At 73.8% G+C, this 17,874-nt stretch carries 14 protein-coding genes, 1 pseudogene and 1 riboswitch; of the genes and pseudogenes, 8 read left to right on the top strand and 7 right to left on the bottom strand.

Annotated features, from left to right (window positions below; translation table 11 throughout):
• Window positions 1–27 precede the first annotated feature (27 nt).
• Genes HCJ94_RS05915 through HCJ94_RS05895 form a run of 5 tightly spaced genes read right to left on the bottom strand, consistent with a single transcriptional unit; the run spans window position 28 to window position 5,562 of the window.
• Window positions 28–786 carry a GTP-binding protein gene (locus tag HCJ94_RS05915; protein ID WP_205800703.1) on the bottom strand — a complete coding sequence of 253 codons (759 nt, stop codon included), beginning with the start codon at window positions 784–786 and terminating at the stop codon, window positions 28–30.
• Window positions 764–1,243, bottom strand: a complete 480-nt coding sequence (locus tag HCJ94_RS05910) for a DUF742 domain-containing protein (protein ID WP_167999934.1) — start codon at window positions 1,241–1,243, stop codon at window positions 764–766. Before HCJ94_RS05910 ends, HCJ94_RS05915 begins: the two co-directional genes overlap by 23 nt.
• On the bottom strand, window positions 1,240–1,710 hold the full coding sequence (locus HCJ94_RS05905) for a roadblock/LC7 domain-containing protein (RefSeq protein ID WP_167999933.1): 471 nt from the start codon (window positions 1,708–1,710) through the stop codon (window positions 1,240–1,242). The genes HCJ94_RS05910 and HCJ94_RS05905 overlap by 4 nt, the downstream gene beginning before the upstream one ends.
• Entirely contained in the window at window positions 1,707–4,403 is a 2,697-nt protein-coding gene (locus tag HCJ94_RS05900; RefSeq protein WP_167999932.1) for a sensor histidine kinase, read from the bottom strand. Before HCJ94_RS05900 ends, HCJ94_RS05905 begins: the two co-directional genes overlap by 4 nt.
• Entirely contained in the window at window positions 4,390–5,562 is a 1,173-nt protein-coding gene (locus tag HCJ94_RS05895; RefSeq protein ID WP_167999931.1) for a hypothetical protein, read from the bottom strand. Before HCJ94_RS05895 ends, HCJ94_RS05900 begins: the two co-directional genes overlap by 14 nt.
• A gap of 375 nt (window positions 5,563–5,937) precedes the next feature.
• Between HCJ94_RS05895 and HCJ94_RS05890 the strand changes: the two genes are divergently transcribed.
• Complete coding sequence (locus tag HCJ94_RS05890; RefSeq protein ID WP_167999930.1) at window positions 5,938–8,805, top strand: alpha/beta fold hydrolase; 2,868 nt, start codon at window positions 5,938–5,940, stop codon at window positions 8,803–8,805.
• Complete coding sequence (locus HCJ94_RS05885) at window positions 8,805–9,737, top strand: ABC transporter permease (protein WP_167999929.1); 933 nt, start codon at window positions 8,805–8,807, stop codon at window positions 9,735–9,737. Before HCJ94_RS05890 ends, HCJ94_RS05885 begins: the two co-directional genes overlap by 1 nt.
• Before the next feature lie 193 nt (window positions 9,738–9,930).
• On the opposite strand, the pseudogene HCJ94_RS31400 reads toward HCJ94_RS05885, so the two are convergent.
• Window positions 9,931–10,167: pseudogene (locus HCJ94_RS31400) on the bottom strand (hypothetical protein); the annotation flags it as partial.
• A gap of 319 nt (window positions 10,168–10,486) precedes the next feature.
• Between HCJ94_RS31400 and HCJ94_RS05875 the strand changes: the two are divergent.
• The 4 genes from HCJ94_RS05875 (at window position 10,487) to paaN (ending at window position 15,369) form a co-directional block, all read left to right on the top strand.
• Window positions 10,487–10,711 (top strand): winged helix-turn-helix domain-containing protein, encoded by a 225-nt coding sequence (locus HCJ94_RS05875; RefSeq protein ID WP_167999928.1) that lies wholly within the window; start codon window positions 10,487–10,489, stop codon window positions 10,709–10,711.
• Between the two features lie 205 nt (window positions 10,712–10,916).
• Window positions 10,917–11,052: riboswitch (SAM riboswitch) on the top strand.
• Between the two features lie 10 nt (window positions 11,053–11,062).
• On the top strand, window positions 11,063–12,349 hold the full coding sequence (thrC, locus tag HCJ94_RS05870) for a threonine synthase (protein WP_167999927.1): 1,287 nt from the start codon (window positions 11,063–11,065) through the stop codon (window positions 12,347–12,349).
• Window positions 12,350–12,623: 274 nt separating this feature from the next.
• A complete protein-coding gene (locus HCJ94_RS05865; protein WP_167999926.1) occupies window positions 12,624–13,643 on the top strand; it encodes a GNAT family N-acetyltransferase in 1,020 nt (339 codons plus the stop codon).
• A gap of 52 nt (window positions 13,644–13,695) precedes the next feature.
• Window positions 13,696–15,369, top strand: a complete 1,674-nt coding sequence (gene paaN, locus HCJ94_RS05860; RefSeq protein WP_205800701.1) for a phenylacetic acid degradation protein PaaN — start codon at window positions 13,696–13,698, stop codon at window positions 15,367–15,369.
• 41 nt (window positions 15,370–15,410) lie between these two features.
• Here paaN and HCJ94_RS05855 read toward each other — a convergent pair whose 3' ends face one another.
• Window positions 15,411–15,956, bottom strand: coding sequence for a GNAT family N-acetyltransferase (locus HCJ94_RS05855; protein WP_167999924.1), 546 nt, complete (start codon window positions 15,954–15,956; stop codon window positions 15,411–15,413).
• 213 nt (window positions 15,957–16,169) lie between these two features.
• On the opposite strand from HCJ94_RS05855, the gene HCJ94_RS05850 reads away from it, so the two are divergent.
• Both HCJ94_RS05850 and HCJ94_RS05845 read left to right on the top strand, forming a co-directional pair.
• Complete coding sequence (locus HCJ94_RS05850; protein ID WP_013288855.1) at window positions 16,170–16,373, top strand: cold-shock protein; 204 nt, start codon at window positions 16,170–16,172, stop codon at window positions 16,371–16,373.
• Between the two features lie 438 nt (window positions 16,374–16,811).
• Window positions 16,812–17,666: a hypothetical protein gene (locus tag HCJ94_RS05845; RefSeq protein WP_167999923.1), complete on the top strand. Its 855-nt coding sequence runs from the start codon at window positions 16,812–16,814 to the stop codon at window positions 17,664–17,666.
• Window positions 17,667–17,874 lie beyond the last annotated feature (208 nt).

Below are 17,874 nucleotides of genomic sequence, written 5' to 3'. Positions count from 1 at the left end.
AGGAAACGGGCCTGACCGCCCGTCGGTTCAGCTCCCCCTCGCCCGGTTGGCGCGGTCCAGCGCCCGGTCCAGGACGACGAGCAGGGCGTCCCGCACCGAGAGCCGGTCCCGGGCGTCGAACCGCACCAGCGGCACGTGGTCCCCGATGGCCAGCGCCCACCGGATCGCGCCGAGGTCGTGCGCCACCTGCCCGTCGAACGCGTTGACGCCGACCACGAACGGCAGACGGGCCCGTTCGAAGAAGTCGATCGCCGGGTAGCAGTCGTCCAGCCGGGTGCTGTCCACGACGACGAGCGCGCCGAGCGCGCCGCGGGCCAGGTCGTCCCACATGAACCCGAACCGGGCCTGGCCGGGGGTGCCGAACAGGTACAGCTTGAGGCTGCGGTCGATCGTGACGCAGCCGAAGTCCATGGCCACGGTGGTCGTCGTCTTCCCCGAGCGCCCGCCGGGGTCGTCGACACCGATCGCGGCGCTGGTCATCTCCGCCTCGGTCGTCAGCGGGACGATCTCGGAGATCGCGCCCACCGTCGTGGTCTTGCCGACACCGAACCCACCGGCGACGAGGATCTTCACCGGGACCGGCGGTGCGGCCGGCGGCGTCACGCCCGACGGGGCCGCGGCATCGGGTTCGGTCGAGGGCCGGTACGGCGGTGGCGCCGGTGCGGCCACGCCCCGGGCGGTGGGCGGGTGCGGTGCCGGTGGGCTGCTGTACCGGGCGGCGGCGCTGTTGGCGGCGAGCCCGCCCAGCGGGGCGACCGGCCAGTCAGGAGATCGCACGGAGTCCATCAATCACTCGCAGGATGATGTCGGGGTCGAGGGCGTCGTCGTCGGCGTTGACGTGCACGTCGAGATGGCCGGCGGCGCGGAGGTCACCGACCAGGACCCGGGCCACACCGAAGTGCATCCGCATCCGGGCGGAGATCTCCGCTACCGAGATCGGCGAGCCGCAGAGCGCGACGATCGCCTGGAGTTCCGGCGCCAGCCGGGCGACCGGAGCCGACCACTCCGTGACCGGCCGGGCCGTCACCTGGGTCTCCAGCCCGATGTCCGGATCCCCGCCGGTCACCCGGCCCGCCGTGAGCACGAACGGGCGGGGACCCGAGGGATCGTCCGGCTCCAGCTCCGGCTCGGCGGTCGCCGCCGGTACGCGCGGGGCCGGCTCGCCGGCCGGCGCGGGCACCCGCAGGTAGGGGCGGATCCGGACCATGGGGTCCGGTTCCTCTCCGGCGACGTCGGGGATCACTGCTGGACGGCGTTCTTCAGCTCGGCGATCAGGCGGGGTGTGAGCGCGCCACCGGCGCGACCGGCGAAGAGCGTCATCTCGTACGCGACGGTGCCCAGGTTCGCCGACCGGTCGGCGACGACGCCGAGCACCGACCCGCTGCTGATGGCGCTGATCAGCAGGTACCCCTCGGCCATGTCGACGACCACCCGGTTCAGGCCGCCGAGCGCGTACCAGCTCGCGGCCCCGCCGGCGAGGCTGGTCATGCCGGAGACCACGGCGGCGAGCCGTTCGGCGTTGGACCGGTCCTTGATCGCGGACATGGCCATCAGCAGACCGTCCGAGGAGACCGCGATCGCCTCCAGCACCCCCGCTGTGCTGGAGGTGAAGGAGTCCAGCAGCCAGTTGAAGGTGCGGGCCTCCGGGCTGAGGTCCGTCCCGGGGTGGGCCGGCTGGTCGACGTTGTCGTGCAGGAAGGGGCTGGTCACCGTGATGATCCCTCTTCGTTACGGCGGTCTGGACTGACTTCACGCAGAGCGCGGGCGACACCCGCCTCGAACTCGGTCATGCGGTCGCGGACCTCGGCCGGGTCGCCGGGGCCCTCCGCGGTCGGCGGGTGGGACGGAGTGACGGTCAGGTTCGCCCCGGGCACGCGGCGCGTGAGCCGGGGCCGCCCGGGTGTCGGGTCGGCCGCGGACCCGTCGTACGCGGGCGGCGCGGAACCGGCCAGCTCCGCCCGGCGTACGCCCGCCTCGACGGCCTCGACGAGCGCCCGGGCGGCGGCCGGGTCCGCGCCGGTGGCGTCGACCGGCCCGACCCGGGGGCCGGTCGGCGGCAGGCTCGCCCCGGGCACCCGCTGCCGGATCCCCGGCACGAGGGGCGCGGGGAAGCGGGTGGGACCGGTCGGAATTGCGGGCGTGACCGCGGGGCCGGGTGGGGGAGCACCCGGCCCCGCGGGGACCGGCCGGCGGGGCAGCCCGTTCACGGTGCGCCCGGGCGCCGTGATCTCCAGGTACGCCGTCGCGCCGTTCGCCGTCGTCGGGGCGCCCGTCGGGGTCGGGGCGTCCACCGCTGTCGGGGCGTCCACCGCCGTCGGGTCGCCCGCCATGGGTGGGTGCGTCTCCGGGACGGTGAACGCGTCCCAGGAATCGCCCGCCGCCATCGTCCGGGTGGCCCGGCTGAGCAGTGCCGGGTCGAAGCCGGACGGCGGCGGCGGGCCGGCGAGGGCGGGCAGTGCGCCCCGGGACGGGATGGCGGGACCGGCGGGGGAGCGCCGGTCCCGGTCCGGTACGGTCGCCCGCGCCACCGTGGCGCCGGCCCGGTCCGCCCGCCGGAGCACCAGGGACGCCTGCGGGATCTCCAGCTGGGCGGTGACGCCACCGCCGGCGGTCGCCGCGAGGCGGACCGCCCAGCCGTGCCGCCGGGCCAGCCGGCCCACGACGAAGAGCCCGAGCACCTCGGTGGGGGCGAGGTCCAGCCGCTCGCGCCGGGCCAACCGGGCGTTCTCCTCTCCGAGCCGCTCCTCGGTCATCCCGATGCCCCGGTCCACCACGCTGAGCCGGGCCCCGATGCCGGTCACCTCACCGGCCACGATCACGCGGGTGTGCGGCGGGGAGAACACGGTCGCGTTCTCCATCAGCTCGGCGAGCGCCAGGACGAGGTCGCCGACCGTGCCCGGAGACACCGAGACGCCATCCGGGACCTGGACGTCCACCCGGGTGTAGTCCTCGATCTCGCCGAGCGCCAGCCGGACCACGTCGGCCAGCGGCACCGGCGCCACGTGCGGGTCGTCGCCGGTGGAGCCGGAGAGCACCACCAGGCTGCTCGCGTTGCGGCGCAGGCGGCTGGAGATGTGGTCGAGCCGGTACAGGTGCTCCAGCCGGGCCGGGTCGGTCTCCTGCCGTTCCAGCCGGTCGATCAGGGTGATCTGCCGGCCGACGAGGTTCTGCGTACGGCGGCCGACGTGCCCGAACATCTGCGCCACGTTGCGCCGGCCGGCCACCTGGCGCTCCACCAGCCGGGCGGCGGTGGTCTGCACCCGCTCGAAGGCGCGGGCCAGGTCGCCGATCTCGTCGCGCGCCCGGACGTCCACCGGGTCGAGCCGGATCGCCTGGACGCTCTCGGACTCGTCGTCGGCGACCCGGGTCAGCTCGGCCTCGGCGACCCGGGCGACCCGGTCCGCCGATCGGGTGAGCCGGCTCAGCGGCCGGGCGACCGTCCGCGCGACCGCCACGCTGAGCAGCACCACCAGGGCGAGCACCAGCAATGCCCCGCCGCCCACCAGGTACGCGACGGTCAGCGCCCGGCGCTGCTCGTCGGTCACCTGGGCGATGACGTCCGCGACGATCTTCTTCTCCACGAACTGCCCGAGGGTGATCATCGAGCGGGCCGAGGGGAAGAGCGCGTCCAGCGGCACGTCCTTCACCGCGCCGGCCGGGTCGAGCGGGCTCGTGGCGAGGAAGTCGGGGCTGGTCCGCGCGGCCACCGCCGCGTCGTTGAGCAGCGCCAGCTGGAACTGTTCCGGGGTGATGAGGCTGCGGTAGCGCAGGCTGTCCACCCGGAGAGCGGCCATGCAGGCGACGTAGCGAGTGATCGCCGGCGGGTCGTCGGTGGCCTTCACCAGCACGATCAGCGTCGTGCAGGTGGCGAGCCCCTCGTGGGCGCGGAGCAGCGCGTCCAGGGCGAGCACCTGCCGGCCGGCGGCCGTGTTCGTGTCCACGCTGAACGGAAGCCGCAGCGAATCGATCAGGGTCCGGTTGACCGACCCGTACGTGTCCATGACCCGGCCGGGGGTGGCGGCGCCGGCGAGCACCGCGGCCCGCAGGTCGGTGAGCGTACGGACGCCGTCGAGCGCGGCGGCGACCCGGGACGGCAGCGCGTCGCCCTGGGTGGCACGCAGGTCGGCGACCCGGTCGTCGACGGCGGCCGACTTCTGCACCAGTTCGGCGCGGGGCACCCGGCCGAGCAGCAGGCCGACCGAGAGGATCCGCTCCTGTTGCAGGTCCTGCACGAGACTGCCGACCCGGCTGGCCACGCGTACCCCGTCGGCGATGTCGGCGGCGCGCTGGGCGGCGGCGACCCGGTCGAGCACCACCGGGACCGCCAGGCCCACCACGCTGAGCAGCGGGATGACCACCAGCAGGGCGAGCCTGCCCCGGATCCGGAGCCTACCGAGCAGCATCGAACGGCCCCCACTGCGCGGGTTCCGGCTTTCGGGCCGCGCCGGCCGGCTGGAGTGGGCGGACCTCGTCGGGCCGCCCGGCCGCCGGCTGCCAGCCGTCGGCGGCCGGGGCGGCGGGTCCGTCCGTCGCGCGCCGGGCCTCGGCGGCCCGGCGGAACTCGGCGAGCAGCACCAGCGCCAGCACGACCAGCAGGACGACGCCGACCGCGGCGGCACCCACCGCGAGCCAGCGGTCGCGGTCGAGCGCGTCGAGGCGGTCGGCGAGCAGCGCGTCGAGTTCGTCGAGGATGACCGGTTGCAGCTGGTTGGCGGCGGCCTGCGCGGCGGAGCGGGCGGCGGCGAGTCGGGGAGCGTCCACGGTGCCGGTGGCGCCGGTCGGCGTGGAGTACGCCGCCAGCGCCTCCACCGACCGCTGGTAGGTGTCCAGTGGAGTGAGCACGTTGGCGCCCAGGTCGGTGCTCTCCGAGCTGTCCACGGCGGCGCGCAGGTCAGCCACCAGGGCGCCGGCTGGCGCGAGCGCGGCGACCCGGACGGCCGCCAGTTCGGCCACGCTCCGGGGCCGCTGCTCGGCCGGCCGGCGGGCGGCGAGCACGGTCAGGTCGGCGAGCCGTCCGGCCGCGACGACCGCCTCGGGCAGTTCCCCACCGACGCCGTCCTGCAGGAAGAAGGAGTCCGACTCCGGGTCGCGGACCAGGCCGGAGGTCTCGCGGACCTTCCGGTGCAGGGCCAGCAGCAGGTCGGTGACCTCCCCGTACGCGGCGTACGCGGCCTCCGGGTCCGCCGGTCGCCGGTCCCGGAGCGCCTCGATCTTGGCCCGCAGGCCGGCCCAGCGTTCGCGGCTGCGCAGCTCGTCGCCGATCCGCGCGTCCACCGCCGCGGCGGTCCCGACCGCGCGGGTGAGCGCGTCGCCGGACACCGGCCGGCCGGTGACGGTGGCCGTCTGGGCGTCCACCAGCGCGTCGGTCACCGGGGCGAGCGCTCGCAGGTACTCGACGCCGAGGCGCTCGGTGACGACGAGGTCCCGGTCGTCGTCGGTGGACCGCCAGGACTGGCCGAAGAGGACGGACAGCGGTGCGAGGAGCGCCAGCACCAGCAGCATCGGCAGCAGGCGGCCGGCGGCGGAGGGTCGCCGACGGGCCTGCGGCGCGGGGACGGTCATGGTCCGTACTCCTCCGGCGGAGGCGAGGGGTGGGGGCTGGCACCGGGATCGACGTCCTAGTCCCATGCACCGGACCCGGAAACTAACCGACGGTCCGCACAGCCTTCCCGCCGTCAATCAGTCAGTTTCGCGTCACATAGCCCAAAGTGACGTCTTGCCGACCATGCCGGCACACTGCGTGTGGTCGGCGGGAGCGATCTGAAGTGATCGGCGTCTTTTCGGCTGAAGATCCGAATTCACGTGATACGAATTCATCTCGCTGGATGGACCGACCGGGACGCGGTCGCCTTGGTGCGGCGCGCCGATCGGGCCAACCGGACGAACGTACGGAGGATCTCAGGCAACGCTCAGGATCCGGGCCGTACCGTGTGCCGCATGAGATCGCCGTTCTCGGCCGCGCGGATCCGGCGTGCCCTGCCCACCCGCCGGCGCGCGGTGGCCGCCGCGGCGGTCGTCGTCCTGCTCGCCGCGGGCGTGGCCTGGGCCGTCCGGCCGCAGGGGCCGGACCTGCGCACCGAGTCGGCGCTGCTCACCGTCCGGTCCGGACCGTCCGGCGACGAGCCGGTGGACCTGGACACCACGCTCTACCTGCCGGATGGGGCGGCCGCCGACGCCAAGGTGCCCGCGGTGCTGCTCGCGCACGGCTTCGGCGGCACGAAGGAGTCGGTACGTGCCGACGCCGAGGAGATCGCCGGCCGGGGGTACGCCGTGCTGGCCTGGACGGCGCGCGGCTTCGGGCGCAGCGGCGGGCAGATCCACCTGGACCACCCGGACTACGAGGTGCGCGACGCGCAGCGGCTGCTGGACTGGCTGGCCGCCCGACCGGAGATCCGCACCGACAACGCCGGCGACCCGAGGGTCGGCGTCGTGGGCGGCTCGTACGGCGGCGGCCTGGCGCTGCTGCTCGCCGCGCAGGATCCGCGGGTCGACGCGATCGTCCCCATGATCACCTGGAACGACCTCTCCCGTGCGTTCCTGCCGGAGAGCACCGGCAAGGAGCCGGTCAACGGCGTGTTCAAGAAGAGCTGGGCGGGACTGTTCTTCGGCGGAGGCGGGAACGTCGGCTCCGGGCCGGCCGGCATCTCCGGCGCGACCGGCGCCCAGCCGGAGGGCGCCCCCGCCTCGGCCGGGCCGCCCAGCCCCGGCCCGACCGCCGGCCCCGGGACCGGCCCGGGTCGCGCCCCGGCCGGCGCCGCCGACCCGTCGTGCGGGCGGTTCGCCGCCGAGGTCTGCGCCGCGTACCTGCGGATCGCCACCAGCGGCCGGGCCGACCAGGCGGGCGTGGACCTGCTGCGCCGGTCCAGTCCCGCCGGGGTCCTCGACCGGATCGACGCGCCGACCCTGCTCGTGCAGGGCGCGGCGGACAGCCTCTTCCCGCTCGCCGAGGCCGACGCCAACGCGCGGGGCATCGCCGCGAACGGCACCCCGGTGCGGGTCGCCTGGTACACCGGCGGCCACGACGGCGGGGAGGGCCCGACCACCGACTCGGACCGGGTGAAGTTCCTGACCGTGCAGTGGCTCGACCACTACGTCAAGGGCGCGGGCGCGGCACCGGGCGACGACTTCACCTTCTCCCGGATCGCCGGGTTCGACGCGCTCGACCGGGGCCTGGTCGCCAGCGGCTACCGCACGGCCGACTACCCCGGGATCACCGGCACCGGCCGCCGCGAGGTGGTGGTGGCCGGCCCGCCGCAGCGGATCGCCAACCCGCCGGCGGGTAACCCGGCCGCGATCTCCTCGGTGCCGTTCGCCGGGGAACTCTCCTCGCTGCTGGGCGGGGTCGCCGGCGACATCCCCGGCCAGCACGCCCGCTTCGAGTCCGCCCCGCTGCCCGAGGCGGTGGACGTGGTCGGCGCGCCGACCGTCTCGATCCGCGCCGCGTCCCCGACCGGCGAGGCGGTGCTCTTCGTCAAGCTCTACGACGTCGACCCCAGCGGCACTGCCACGCTGCCCAACGGGCTCGTCGCGCCGGTCCGGCTCACCGGGCTCCCGCGTGCCGTCGAGGACGCCGCGCCGGTCACCGTCACCCTGCCGGCGATCGTCCGCCGAATCGAGGCCGGGCACCGGCTGCGGCTGGTGGTGGCGACCTCCGACCAGGCGTACGCCACCCCGGTCGAGCCGACCGTGCACACCGTGGCCCTCGGCGCCGGCGCGGTCACCCTGCCCACGGTCACCGGCGAGCCGATCCCCACCACGGCCACCGTCTGGCGCTGGGTCCTCGCCGGCCTGCTCGCCGCGATCGCGGTCGGGCTCGTCGCGCTCGTCGCCGTCCTCCGCCGCCGGCACCGCCGCCAGGAGAGCAGCGTCCACCCGGCGTACGCGGACACGCCGCTGGTCGTCCGGGAACTCCGCAAGGAGTACGCGGACGGCTTCGTCGCGGTCTCGAACGTGGACTTCGAGGTGCACCCGGGGCAGGTCGTCGGCCTGCTCGGCCCGAACGGCGCCGGCAAGACGACCACCCTGCGGGTGCTGATGGGGCTGACCCAGCCCACCGCCGGGGAGATCTACGTGTTCGGGCACCGGCTGGTGCCCGGCTCGCCGGTGCTGTCCCGGATCGGCGCGCTGGTCGAGGGGCCCGGCTTCCTGCCGCACCTGTCCGGCCTGGACAACCTGAAGGCGTACTGGCGGGCGACCGGCCGGCCCTGGGACGACGCGCACTTCGACGAGGCGCTGGAGATCGCCGGGCTGGGCGCGTCCGTGCACCGGAAGATCAAGACGTACAGCCACGGCATGAAACAGCGGCTCGCGATCGCGCAGGCCATGCTCGGCCTGCCGGAGCTGCTGGTCCTCGACGAGCCGACCGACGGGCTCGACCCGCCGCAGATCGCCGAGATGCGCCGGGTCCTCCAGCGGTACGCCACCGGCGGGCGCGCCGTGCTGGTCTCCAGCCACCTGCTCGCCGAGGTGGAGCAGACCTGCACCCACGCCGTCGTGGTGAACAAGGGCCGGATCGTCGCGTCCGGCCCGGTCGAGGAGATCGTCGGCGAGTCGCCGAGCGTCCTCGTCGAGGTGACCGACCCGGAGGCCGCGCGGAACGTGCTGGACCGCCTCGCGGGCGTCCGGGTGCTCCCCGAGGGTGACGGCCAGCTCGTCGTGGACACCAACGGCACCGCCCGCAGCGAGGTGGTGGCCGAGCTGGTCCGGGCCGGCATCGGGGTGGACCGGGTGGTGCCCCGGCGCCGCCTGGAGGACGCGTTCCTCGCCCTGGTCGGCGAGAACTCTCGGGGAAGCGGGGACCGGTGATGGCGGGTACGACGGTCGAGCCCGGCACGGGCGGTGCCGGGGGCGCGGCTCGCGGCGGCTCGGGTCCGGGCGGCGCGGCGTCCGGTGCCGCGGCGGGCTACCGCCCGTCCGCCACCCTGCCGTTCGTCGCCGAGTTCCGGCGGCAGGCGTCGCGGCGGCGTACGCAGCTCGCGCTCGGGTTCATGGTGCTGCTGCCGCTGATCATCCTGATCGCGTTCCAGTTCGACTCGGGCGACGACGACGACAACGGGCGGGGCGAGTTCGGCAGCCTGATCGAGTTCGCCACCACCGGCGGGCTCAACTTCACCCTGTTCACGATCTTCGTCTCGGCGTCGTTCCTGCTGGTGGTCGTGGTGGCGCTGTTCTGCGGTGACACCGTGGCGAGCGAGGCGAGCTGGGGCAGCCTGCGCTACCTGCTCGCCGTGCCGGTGCCCCGGGCCCGGCTGCTCACCGTGAAGCTGGTGGTCGCGCTCGCGTACTCGGCCCTCGCCCTGCTGCTGCTCGCCGGCACCGCCCTGCTGCTCGGCACCCTCCGGTACGGGTGGGAGCCGCTGCGCAGCACCGTCGCCGCCCAGTTGGAGCCGGGGGAGGGGCTGCTGCGGCTGCTGGCGGTGCTCGGGTACCTCGCCGTCGTGCTCCTGGTCGTGGCCGGCCTGGCGTTCCTGCTGTCGGTGTCGACAGACGCCGCGCTCGGCGCGGTCGGCGGCGCGGTGCTGCTGTGGATCCTGTCCAGCATCCTCGACCAGATCACCGCGCTCGGGGTGCTGCGCACCTTCCTGCCGACGCACTACAGCACCGCCTGGCTGGGCCTGCTGTCGACGCCCGTGCAGACCGACGACGTGGTCCGGGGGACGATCTCGGCGGTCTGCTACGCGACGCTGTTCTGGGGCCTGGCGTTCTGGCGCTTCACCCGCAAGGACGTCGTGTCATAGCAGCGACGGGGCCGGCGCGGTCGGCGGGCGCTTCTTCCAAGCGCTGACGCCGACCCGGTCAGTGTTCCCGAGGTCGATTCCGCCCGTGCGGGTCGGCCTGCTGAGCGGGTCGAGGGCGGGCGCTGCGGTGAACCGGGGCAGGCGGGCCGGTGGTCGGAGGCTTTGGAGCTGAGTCAGATACGTCATCGGGTGTTGAGCAGTCACCGGGATGGTCGGCGTGGCGGATGCAGCGAGCGCCGTCGGGCAGGCGGTGGTCACACCACACCCGGATACGCCGGAACTGCCGGTCCTCCTCGCTCAGCGTCGTCTCGCCGAAGTCGATGGCGGTCACGTGCCCGAGCGAGTTGCGCAGCGCCTCGGCCAGCGTGGCGGCCGCGTCCCGACTGGTGAGTGCCGTGGGCAGGTGGATGATCCAGCGCGGCCCGTCCATGGTTCTCCTGGTCTTCTAGGCGCCGAGGCGGGCGGGGTCGCACGACAACCGCCCGGGTAGCTGTCGTCCGGAGCCCGGCACCCGCCCCGGGCCAGCTCGGGGGGTACGGATTGATGCGGACGAGTGCCGGGGCGACCGGCCGTGCCGCCCCGGCAACCCGGGCGTCCACCCGGGTGAGCCGGTCCTGTTTGCCGACGAGGGCCGCCTCGCGGGTCGACATATGATACCTAGTATCAAGAGAGCAAGAGCTGCGATACCAAGAACTTGATGTCATAAGCGCGCGGTGGTCACATGGTGGTGCCGACGAGGGAGCACCACCATGCCAGTGACGCCGTACTACGAGCGCATCGCCAACGAGATCCGGGACCGCATCAGGTCGGGCGATCTGAAGGCGGGCGACAAGCTGCCGTCGATCTCCGAGCTCTGCGCTCATTACGGGGTTTCCACGCAGGTCATCCGCTCCGCGATGTTGATCCTGCGAGCAGAGGGACTGGTGGAGGGCCACCAAGGGCGCGGCGTCTACGTTCGGGAGCGGGGGGACTGATCACAGATCTTGGAAAGGTCCGGCCCTTCCGGGGTCGCTTCTTTCCAGGATCTCGACTGGCCGGGGCGATTGCACAGATGAATCAGCTCCATAGCCGACCAACCAGCATCTCCGTCCCTGCGGCGTAGGTCACATCTGGCCACAGCGTGGGAACGAGCGGTGGACAGGGCCCGGCCGTTGCCTAGACTCGGCGGCACAACTGAATACCTCATCCAGAGGGGCTGAGGGATACGGCCCGACGACGCCCCGGCAACCACCCCGCGCGCTCATCGCAGAGCGACCGGCGGGGCAGGTGCCAATTCCGTCCCCGCCGCAGAGTGCGACGCGGGGGAAGATGAGAGGACTCTCGACATGACGTCGACGCTCGCCGCCTCCGGCATCGACACCGCCGCCAGCCCCGCCCGCGCCCTGGTCTGCCGCGCCTGTTCGGCCCGCTACCCGCTCGCCGCCCAGCACGCCTGTTACGAGTGTTTCGGGCCGCTGGAGGTCGACTACGACGCCGCCGCCCTCGCCGCCGTCACCCGCGAGCAGATCGAGGGGGGCCCGCAGAACATCTGGCGGTACGCGGCGCTCCTCCCCGCCGGTCAGGACCCGGCGACCCGGGTGACCCTCGACCCGGGGCTGACGCCGCTGGTGGCCGCCCCGCACCTCGCCGCCGAGCTGGGCATCACCGCGCCGCTGTGGGTCAAGGACGACAGCGCCAACCCGACGCACTCCTTCAAGGACCGGGTGGTCTCGGTCGCGCTGACCGCCGCGCGGGCGCTCGGCTTCACGCGGTTCGCCTGCGCCTCCACCGGCAACCTGGCCAACTCGGTCGCCGCGCACGCGGCCCGGGCGGGCGCGCCGTCGGTGGTCTTCATCCCCAGCGACCTGGAACAGGGCAAGGTCATCACCACCGCCGTGTACGGGGGTGACCTGGTCGCCATCGACGGCTCGTACGACGACGTGAACCGGCTCTGCGGTGAGCTGGTGGAGACCGACGAGTTCGAGGACACGGCGTTCGTCAACGTGAACGTGCGGCCCTACTACGCCGAGGGGTCGAAGACGCTCGGGTACGAGGTGGCCGAGCAGCTCGGGTGGCGGATCCCCGCCCAGGTGGTGATCCCGATGGCCTCCGGCGAGCTGCTGACGAAGATCGACAAGGCGTTCAGCGAGCTGGTCGAGATCGGGCTGGTGGAGGCGCCGGCCGGCGGCTGGAAGGTGTTCGGCGCACAGTCGGCCGGCTGCAACCCGATCGCCACCGCGCTCCACGAGAACAGCGACACCATCACCCCGGTCAAGCCGACCGGCATCGCGAAGTCGCTGAACATCGGCGACCCGGCCGCCGGCCTGTACGCCCTCGAAGCCGTCCGCCGCACCGGGGGCTGGATGGAGTACGTCGACGACGACGAGATCCGCGCCGGGATCCAACTGCTCGCCCGGACCACCGGTGTCTTCGCCGAGACGGCCGGCGGGGTGACCGTGGCCGTGCTGCGCAAGCTCGTCGAGTCCGGCCGCCTCGACCCGGCCGCCGAGACGGTCGTCTTCAACACCGGCGAGGGCCTCAAGACGCTCGACGCGGTCGCCGGCCAGGTCGGCCCCACCCACCGGATCAAGCCGTCCCTCCGCGCCGCCCGGGACGCCGGCCTCCTCGGCTGACCCGCGGCGTCGAATCGCCCGAACGGGGGATCGGGCGATCCGCGCAGTAATCGGCTTTTAGCGCTGAGTGCGGAAAACGCGCCGTCAAGGACTTGACGACAGCAATCGGGCGGCGCAAGATGCTCCGTGCGGGAGGGCGTGTCGCCGGAGACTTTGCGAAGTTCTTACGACCCAGCGCCGGAGGCGTTGTGCGATCGTCCCTCCCGACCACGTCCGATCGGGGCCGGCGGAAAACCGCTGGCCCCGATCGCGTTTTCCGCGCACGCTCGGTGCCATGAGCATCGCCGTCACCCCGTACGACGCCGCCGACCCGGCCGCGATCGACGAGGCGCACCGGATCGCCGTCGCGGTCACCACCGTGGACCTGCCCGACTTCCCGGTCCCGACCCGGGACGAGTTCGCCGCGTACGCGCGCCACCCGATGCCGGGCTACGTCGTGACCCGCGCCCTGGCCCGGCTCGGTGGCGTGGCGGCCGGGCATCTCGAAGTGCGGTTCCCGCAGCTCGACAACACGGGCAACGCCAGCGTGAACCTGACCGTCCACCCGGAGCACCGGCGCCGGGGTGTGGGTCGGGCGCTGCTCGCGTACGCCGTCGAGGTGGCCCGGGAGCACGGCCGTAAGCGGCTCTACTGCGACACGGTGGTGGCGCTGCCGGACGGGCCGGCGCGCCCGGAGGCCGGCGGAGCCTTCGCCGCGGCCGCCGGCGCCCACGCCGCGCTGGCCGAGGTCCGGCGTCGGCTGGACGTCACGGCGCTCGACCACGCCGCGCTGGACGCGCTGCTGGCCGGCGCGCGCGCCCGCTCCACCGGCTACCGCACGGTCGGCTGGCACGGCCCCGTCCCGGAGGAGTACGTCGCCGACGTGGCCCGGTTGGAGAGCCGGATGAACACCGACGCGCCGATCGGGGACCTGACGCTGGAGGCGGAGAACATCGACGCCGGGCGGATCCGGGCGACCGAGGAGGCGCTCGCGGCCCGGGGGCGGCGCACTTACCACTACGGTGCGGTGGAGGAGGCGAGCGGGCGGCTGGTCGCCTGGACCATGGTCGACGTCAGCCCCGGCTCGCCGTGGCACGCCTGGCAGCAGACCACCATCGTCGACCCGGATCACCGTGGCCACCGGCTGGGTCTCCTCGTCAAGATCGAGAATCTCCGGTACGCGCTGGCGAACGAACCGCAGCTCCGCGCGGTCGACACCTGGAACGCGGCGGTCAACGAGCACATGATCCAGATCAACGAGCAGATGGGCTTCCGCCCGGTCGACGGCTGGACGGACTGGCAGCTGACGATCTGAGTTGTGACACGCCCCTACTGATCGTGCGGCTTCCTGTTGCATGATGGCGGGCATGACGGAGACCCCGCACCCCCTCTACGACCGGCACGCCGACACCCTCACCCGTGCGCTGACCGCCATCTCGGAGCGCGGGTACTGGTCCGCCTACCCGGAGTCACCCAGCCCCCGGGTGTACGGCGAGACCGCCGCCGCCGACGGCAAGGCCGCCTTCGAGGCGTACCTCGGTCGTGACTTCCCCCTCGATCAGCCCGGCGACGGGAGTACGGTCGCCACCGAGGCCAGCCCGTTCGGCGTCGACCTGGGCGTCCGCTACCCGCACGCGGCGGCCGACCAGCTCGTCGCCGCGGCCACCGCCGCCCTGCCCGCCTGGCGCGACGCCGGCCCGCAGGCCCGGGTGGGCGTCTGCCTGGAGATCCTGGACCGGCTGCACAAGAACATCTTCGAGCTGGCCAACGCGGTGCAGTTCACCAGCGGCCAGGCGTTCGTGATGGCGTTCCAGGCCGGCGGGGCGCACGCCCTGGACCGCGCGCTGGAGGCGCTCGCGTACGCGTACGCGGAGATGACCCGGCACCCGGGGACGGCCGGCTGGGAGAAGGCGGCCGGCAAGGGCGACCCGCTGCGGATGACCAAGACGTTCCACGTCGTGCCGCGCGGTGTCGCGCTCGTGATCGGCTGCAACACCTTCCCGACGTGGAACTCGTACCCCGGGCTCTTCGCCTCGCTCGTCACCGGGAACCCGGTCGTCGTCAAGCCCCACCCGCGGGCGGTGCTGCCGCTCGCGATCACCGTGAAGTACGCCCGGGAGGTGCTCGCCGAGGCCGGCTTCGACCCCAACCTCGTGCTGCTGGCCACCGAGGCGTCCGGCGAGAAGCTCGCCTCGACGCTGGCCCTGCACCCGTCCGTGAAGATCGTCGACTTCACCGGCTCCACCGAGTACGGCGACTGGCTGGAGGCCAACGCCCGGCAGGCGCAGGTCTACACCGAAAAGGCCGGCCTGAACACGGTGGTGGTTGACTCCACCGACGACTTCGCCGGGATGTGCCGCAACCTGGGCTTCACGCTGACCCTGTACAGCGGTCAGATGTGCACCACCTCGCAGAACATCCTGATCCCGCGGGACGGCATCGAGACCGACCAGGGGCACAAGAGCTTCGACGAGGTGGCCGGCGGCATCGCGGCGGCGGTCGGCAAGCTCACCGCGGACGCGGCGCGCGGCGTCGAGTTGACCGGCGCGATCGTCAACGACGGGGTGTTGGAGCGTCTCGACGAGGTGACCAAGGTCGGCGAGCCGGTGCTGGAGTCCCGTACGGTCGAACACCCCGCCTTCCCCGGCGCGGTCGTGCGGACGCCGACCATCGTCAAGCTGGACGCCGGTGACACCACCACCTACTCGCGGGAGTGGTTCGGCCCGATCTCCTTCGCCATCGCGACCGACTCCACCGCCCACAGCCTGGAGATCCTGCGGTCCACCGTCGGCGAGAAGGGCGCGCTGACCGCGGCGGTCTACTCCCGCGACGAAGCCGTGCTGGACGCGGCCGAGGAGGCGGCGGTCGAGGTCGGGGTGCACCTGTCGGCCAACCTGACCGGCGGCGTGTTCGTGAACCAGTCGGCGGCGTTCTCCGACTTCCACGGCAGCGGCGCCAACGCGGCGGCCAACGCGGCCCTCACCGACGGCGCGTACGTGGCCAACCGGTTCCGCATCGTCCAGAGCCGCCGCCACGCCTGAGGTGGCAGCCGGGGCTCCTGCCGACGGTGGGAGCCCCGGGCTCAGGCCGGGCGGCGCATCTGGAGTTCGGTCAGGGTCGGGACCGTCGGGTGCGGGACGCGTACGCCGGTGTCGACGAAGCCCAGCCGCTGGTACGCCCGGTAGGCCCGGTCGTTGCCGACCACGACCTCCAGCATCAGCTCGCGGCGACCGCAGGCGCGCGACCAGCCGGCCACCGCGTCGATCAGGTCGGCGAGCAGGCCGGTGCCCCGCCAGGACGGGGTGACGTACACGGCGTAGACGACGGTGAGCCCGGGCTCCTCCGGGGCCACCGTGCCACCGGCGTGCCCGACCAGGCGGCCGCCCGGGTCGGCCACGAACTGCGCCGTGTCCGTGCCCTCGGACGTGTACGCGATCCGCGCGGCGTACTCGGCGTGCGGGCGGGCGGCCGCGTCGGCGATCGTCTCCAGGAAGGCGAGCGGGGCGTCGGCGAGCATCTCCAGCCGCAGGGCCCGCATCCGGGCGGCGTCGCGCGGCCGGACCCGCCGCACCCGGGCCCGTGCCGCCGCCACCTGCCCCGGGCCGGGCCCGCCCGGAGTGCTCGTCATGCCGAATGCCTACCACAGCGATGAACGGCAATGCGGAACGCTCGGAATATGCCCGATTTGTGGTCGTGCGCCGCCGTCACGCCTCGTGTAGCGTGCGATTTCGGTCACCGATTCAGCGGCCGTCGCCGCTCGCCGAACCGGTGCCGCCCCGCGGTCCGGCGCGCCCGGTCGGCGGGGTGAGTGGGAACGCCGCGCAGAGTGAGGAAGTGCACCGTGGCACAGGGCACCGTGAAGTGGTTCAACGCCGAAAAGGGCTACGGCTTCATCGCCGTCGACGGCGGGCAGGACGTCTTCGTCCACTTCTCCGCCATCGAGATGGACGGCTACAAGGCGCTGGACGACGGCCAGCGGGTGGAGTTCGAGATCGCCCAGGGCCAGAAGGGGCCCCAGGCCGAGCGGGTGCGCGTCATCGCCTGAGCGCGGCCCGCACGACGGGGCGGACGGACGGCCGTGATCCGCCGAGAACCACGGCCGTTCGGGGGTGCGGTGCCGGCACCGCACCAGGGAAGATCATGAGCCGTTCCAGCGCTCGCTGAGGAGGGTTCATTGTCCGATCAGCCACCCCCGACCGTGCCGTCTCCGGCGCCCGGCGATCCCGATCCGGCGTCCGGCGCCACGTCGGTGCCGCCCGCCTCGGATCCGTGGGCACCCTCCGCGCCTCCGCCGCCGCATCAGTGGGATCCGGCCGCGCCGCCGGCTCCGCAACCGCACCCGTGGGGTCCGGCCGCGCCGCCGTACCCCGGGAGCCCGGCCGCGTCCCCGTACCCCTGGGATCCGGCCGCCGGGCAGCCGTGGGGCACTCCCGGCCATCCGGGCGCTCCGGCCTGGCCGGTGCCGCCGTTCTCCGGTTGGGTCATGCCCGGGTTCGACCCGACCGATCCACTGGTCACCCCGCCGGGCGCGGGCCTGGAGGGGTGGTTCAACCGCTGCCGGGGGGCGGTCCGGCGCGGATGGCGCCTCCTCCTGCCGATCGTGTTGCTGACCCAGGTGCTGCCGGCCGCGGTGATCGCGATCCTCACCTACGCGGCCGACCCGAGCGCCGAGTGGGCGGCCACCGGCGCCGACGACCCGACCGCGCTGCCCCCCGGCTTCGGGGCGGACGTGGCCACGCTGGTCGCCGTCAGCCTCGGGGGCGCGGTGCTCTTCGGTCTGGTGCAGAGCCTGGGGTGGGCGGCCGGCACCTGGGTGATCACCCGTCAGGCGGCCGGCGAGAGCGTCGGCCTCGCCGGAGCGCTCCGGTACGGCCTGCGTCGCGCCCTCGGCCTCTGGGGCTGGACCCTGCTGATGGGGCTGCTCATCGGCGTCGGCGTGTGCTTCTGCGTGCTCCCCGGCATCTACCTCGCGTTCGCCCTCAGCCTGGCCGGTCCGGTGTACCTCTTCGAGCGCCAGGCGCCGATCGGCCGCTCCTTCCGGATGTTCCACGACCGCCTCGGGCTGGTGCTCGGCCGGGTGGCGCTGATCGCGGCCGTCGTGGTGGTGGTGACCGTGGTGGCCGGCGTGATCGAGAGCCTGGCCACGGCCCCGCTGGGCGCCACCCCGTTGGGCTCGCCGGGCACGGCCCTGGGGATCGTCGTCGTGGTGACCCTCACCGCGCTGCTGTCCCTTCCGGCCCACTTCGCCCAGCAGGTCGGGCTCGTCGTGACGTACGCCGAGCAGCGCGCTCATGAGGCACCGGTGAACGCCGCACGGCTGGCCGCCGAACTCGGGTGACCGGGGCGGTCGTGCTTGCACTCGGCAAGGGAGAGTGCTAAACAAGTCATTGGCACTCGCAGACCGTGAGTGCCAATGGTCGGGGCGGTAGGGCCACGGCCGCACGCGGTGTCGCGAGGCACCGGGTGCGGCACATGGCCGGTCGTCGCGGGCTATCCGGCCCGGCCGGCGGACGTCGTCGTCGCCAGGTGGCGACGTCCCAAGGTGC

Origin of the sequence: Micromonospora thermarum (genome assembly GCF_012034245.1) — a bacterium.
GTDB lineage: Bacteria > Actinomycetota > Actinomycetes > Mycobacteriales > Micromonosporaceae > Micromonospora > Micromonospora thermarum.
The sequence above is the reverse complement of the archived record's forward strand: the minus strand, read 5'-3'. Positions and strand labels throughout refer to the sequence as shown.

Coding starts and splice junctions, on each gene's coding strand:
- HCJ94_RS05875 (WP_167999928.1), top strand. CDS start 10,487: ATGCCAGTGACGCCGTACTACGAGCGCATCGCCAACGAGATCCGGGAC.
- thrC (WP_167999927.1), top strand. CDS start 11,063: ATGACGTCGACGCTCGCCGCCTCCGGCATCGACACCGCCGCCAGCCCC.
- HCJ94_RS05915 (WP_205800703.1), bottom strand. CDS start 786: ATGGACTCCGTGCGATCTCCTGACTGGCCGGTCGCCCCGCTGGGCGGG.
- HCJ94_RS05895 (WP_167999931.1), bottom strand. CDS start 5,562: ATGACCGTCCCCGCGCCGCAGGCCCGTCGGCGACCCTCCGCCGCCGGC.
- HCJ94_RS05865 (WP_167999926.1), top strand. CDS start 12,624: ATGAGCATCGCCGTCACCCCGTACGACGCCGCCGACCCGGCCGCGATC.
- HCJ94_RS05845 (WP_167999923.1), top strand. CDS start 16,812: ATGCCCGGGTTCGACCCGACCGATCCACTGGTCACCCCGCCGGGCGCG.
- paaN (WP_205800701.1), top strand. CDS start 13,696: ATGACGGAGACCCCGCACCCCCTCTACGACCGGCACGCCGACACCCTC.
- HCJ94_RS05885 (WP_167999929.1), top strand. CDS start 8,805: ATGGCGGGTACGACGGTCGAGCCCGGCACGGGCGGTGCCGGGGGCGCG.
- HCJ94_RS05890 (WP_167999930.1), top strand. CDS start 5,938: ATGAGATCGCCGTTCTCGGCCGCGCGGATCCGGCGTGCCCTGCCCACC.
- HCJ94_RS05855 (WP_167999924.1), bottom strand. CDS start 15,956: ATGACGAGCACTCCGGGCGGGCCCGGCCCGGGGCAGGTGGCGGCGGCA.
- HCJ94_RS05900 (WP_167999932.1), bottom strand. CDS start 4,403: ATGCTGCTCGGTAGGCTCCGGATCCGGGGCAGGCTCGCCCTGCTGGTG.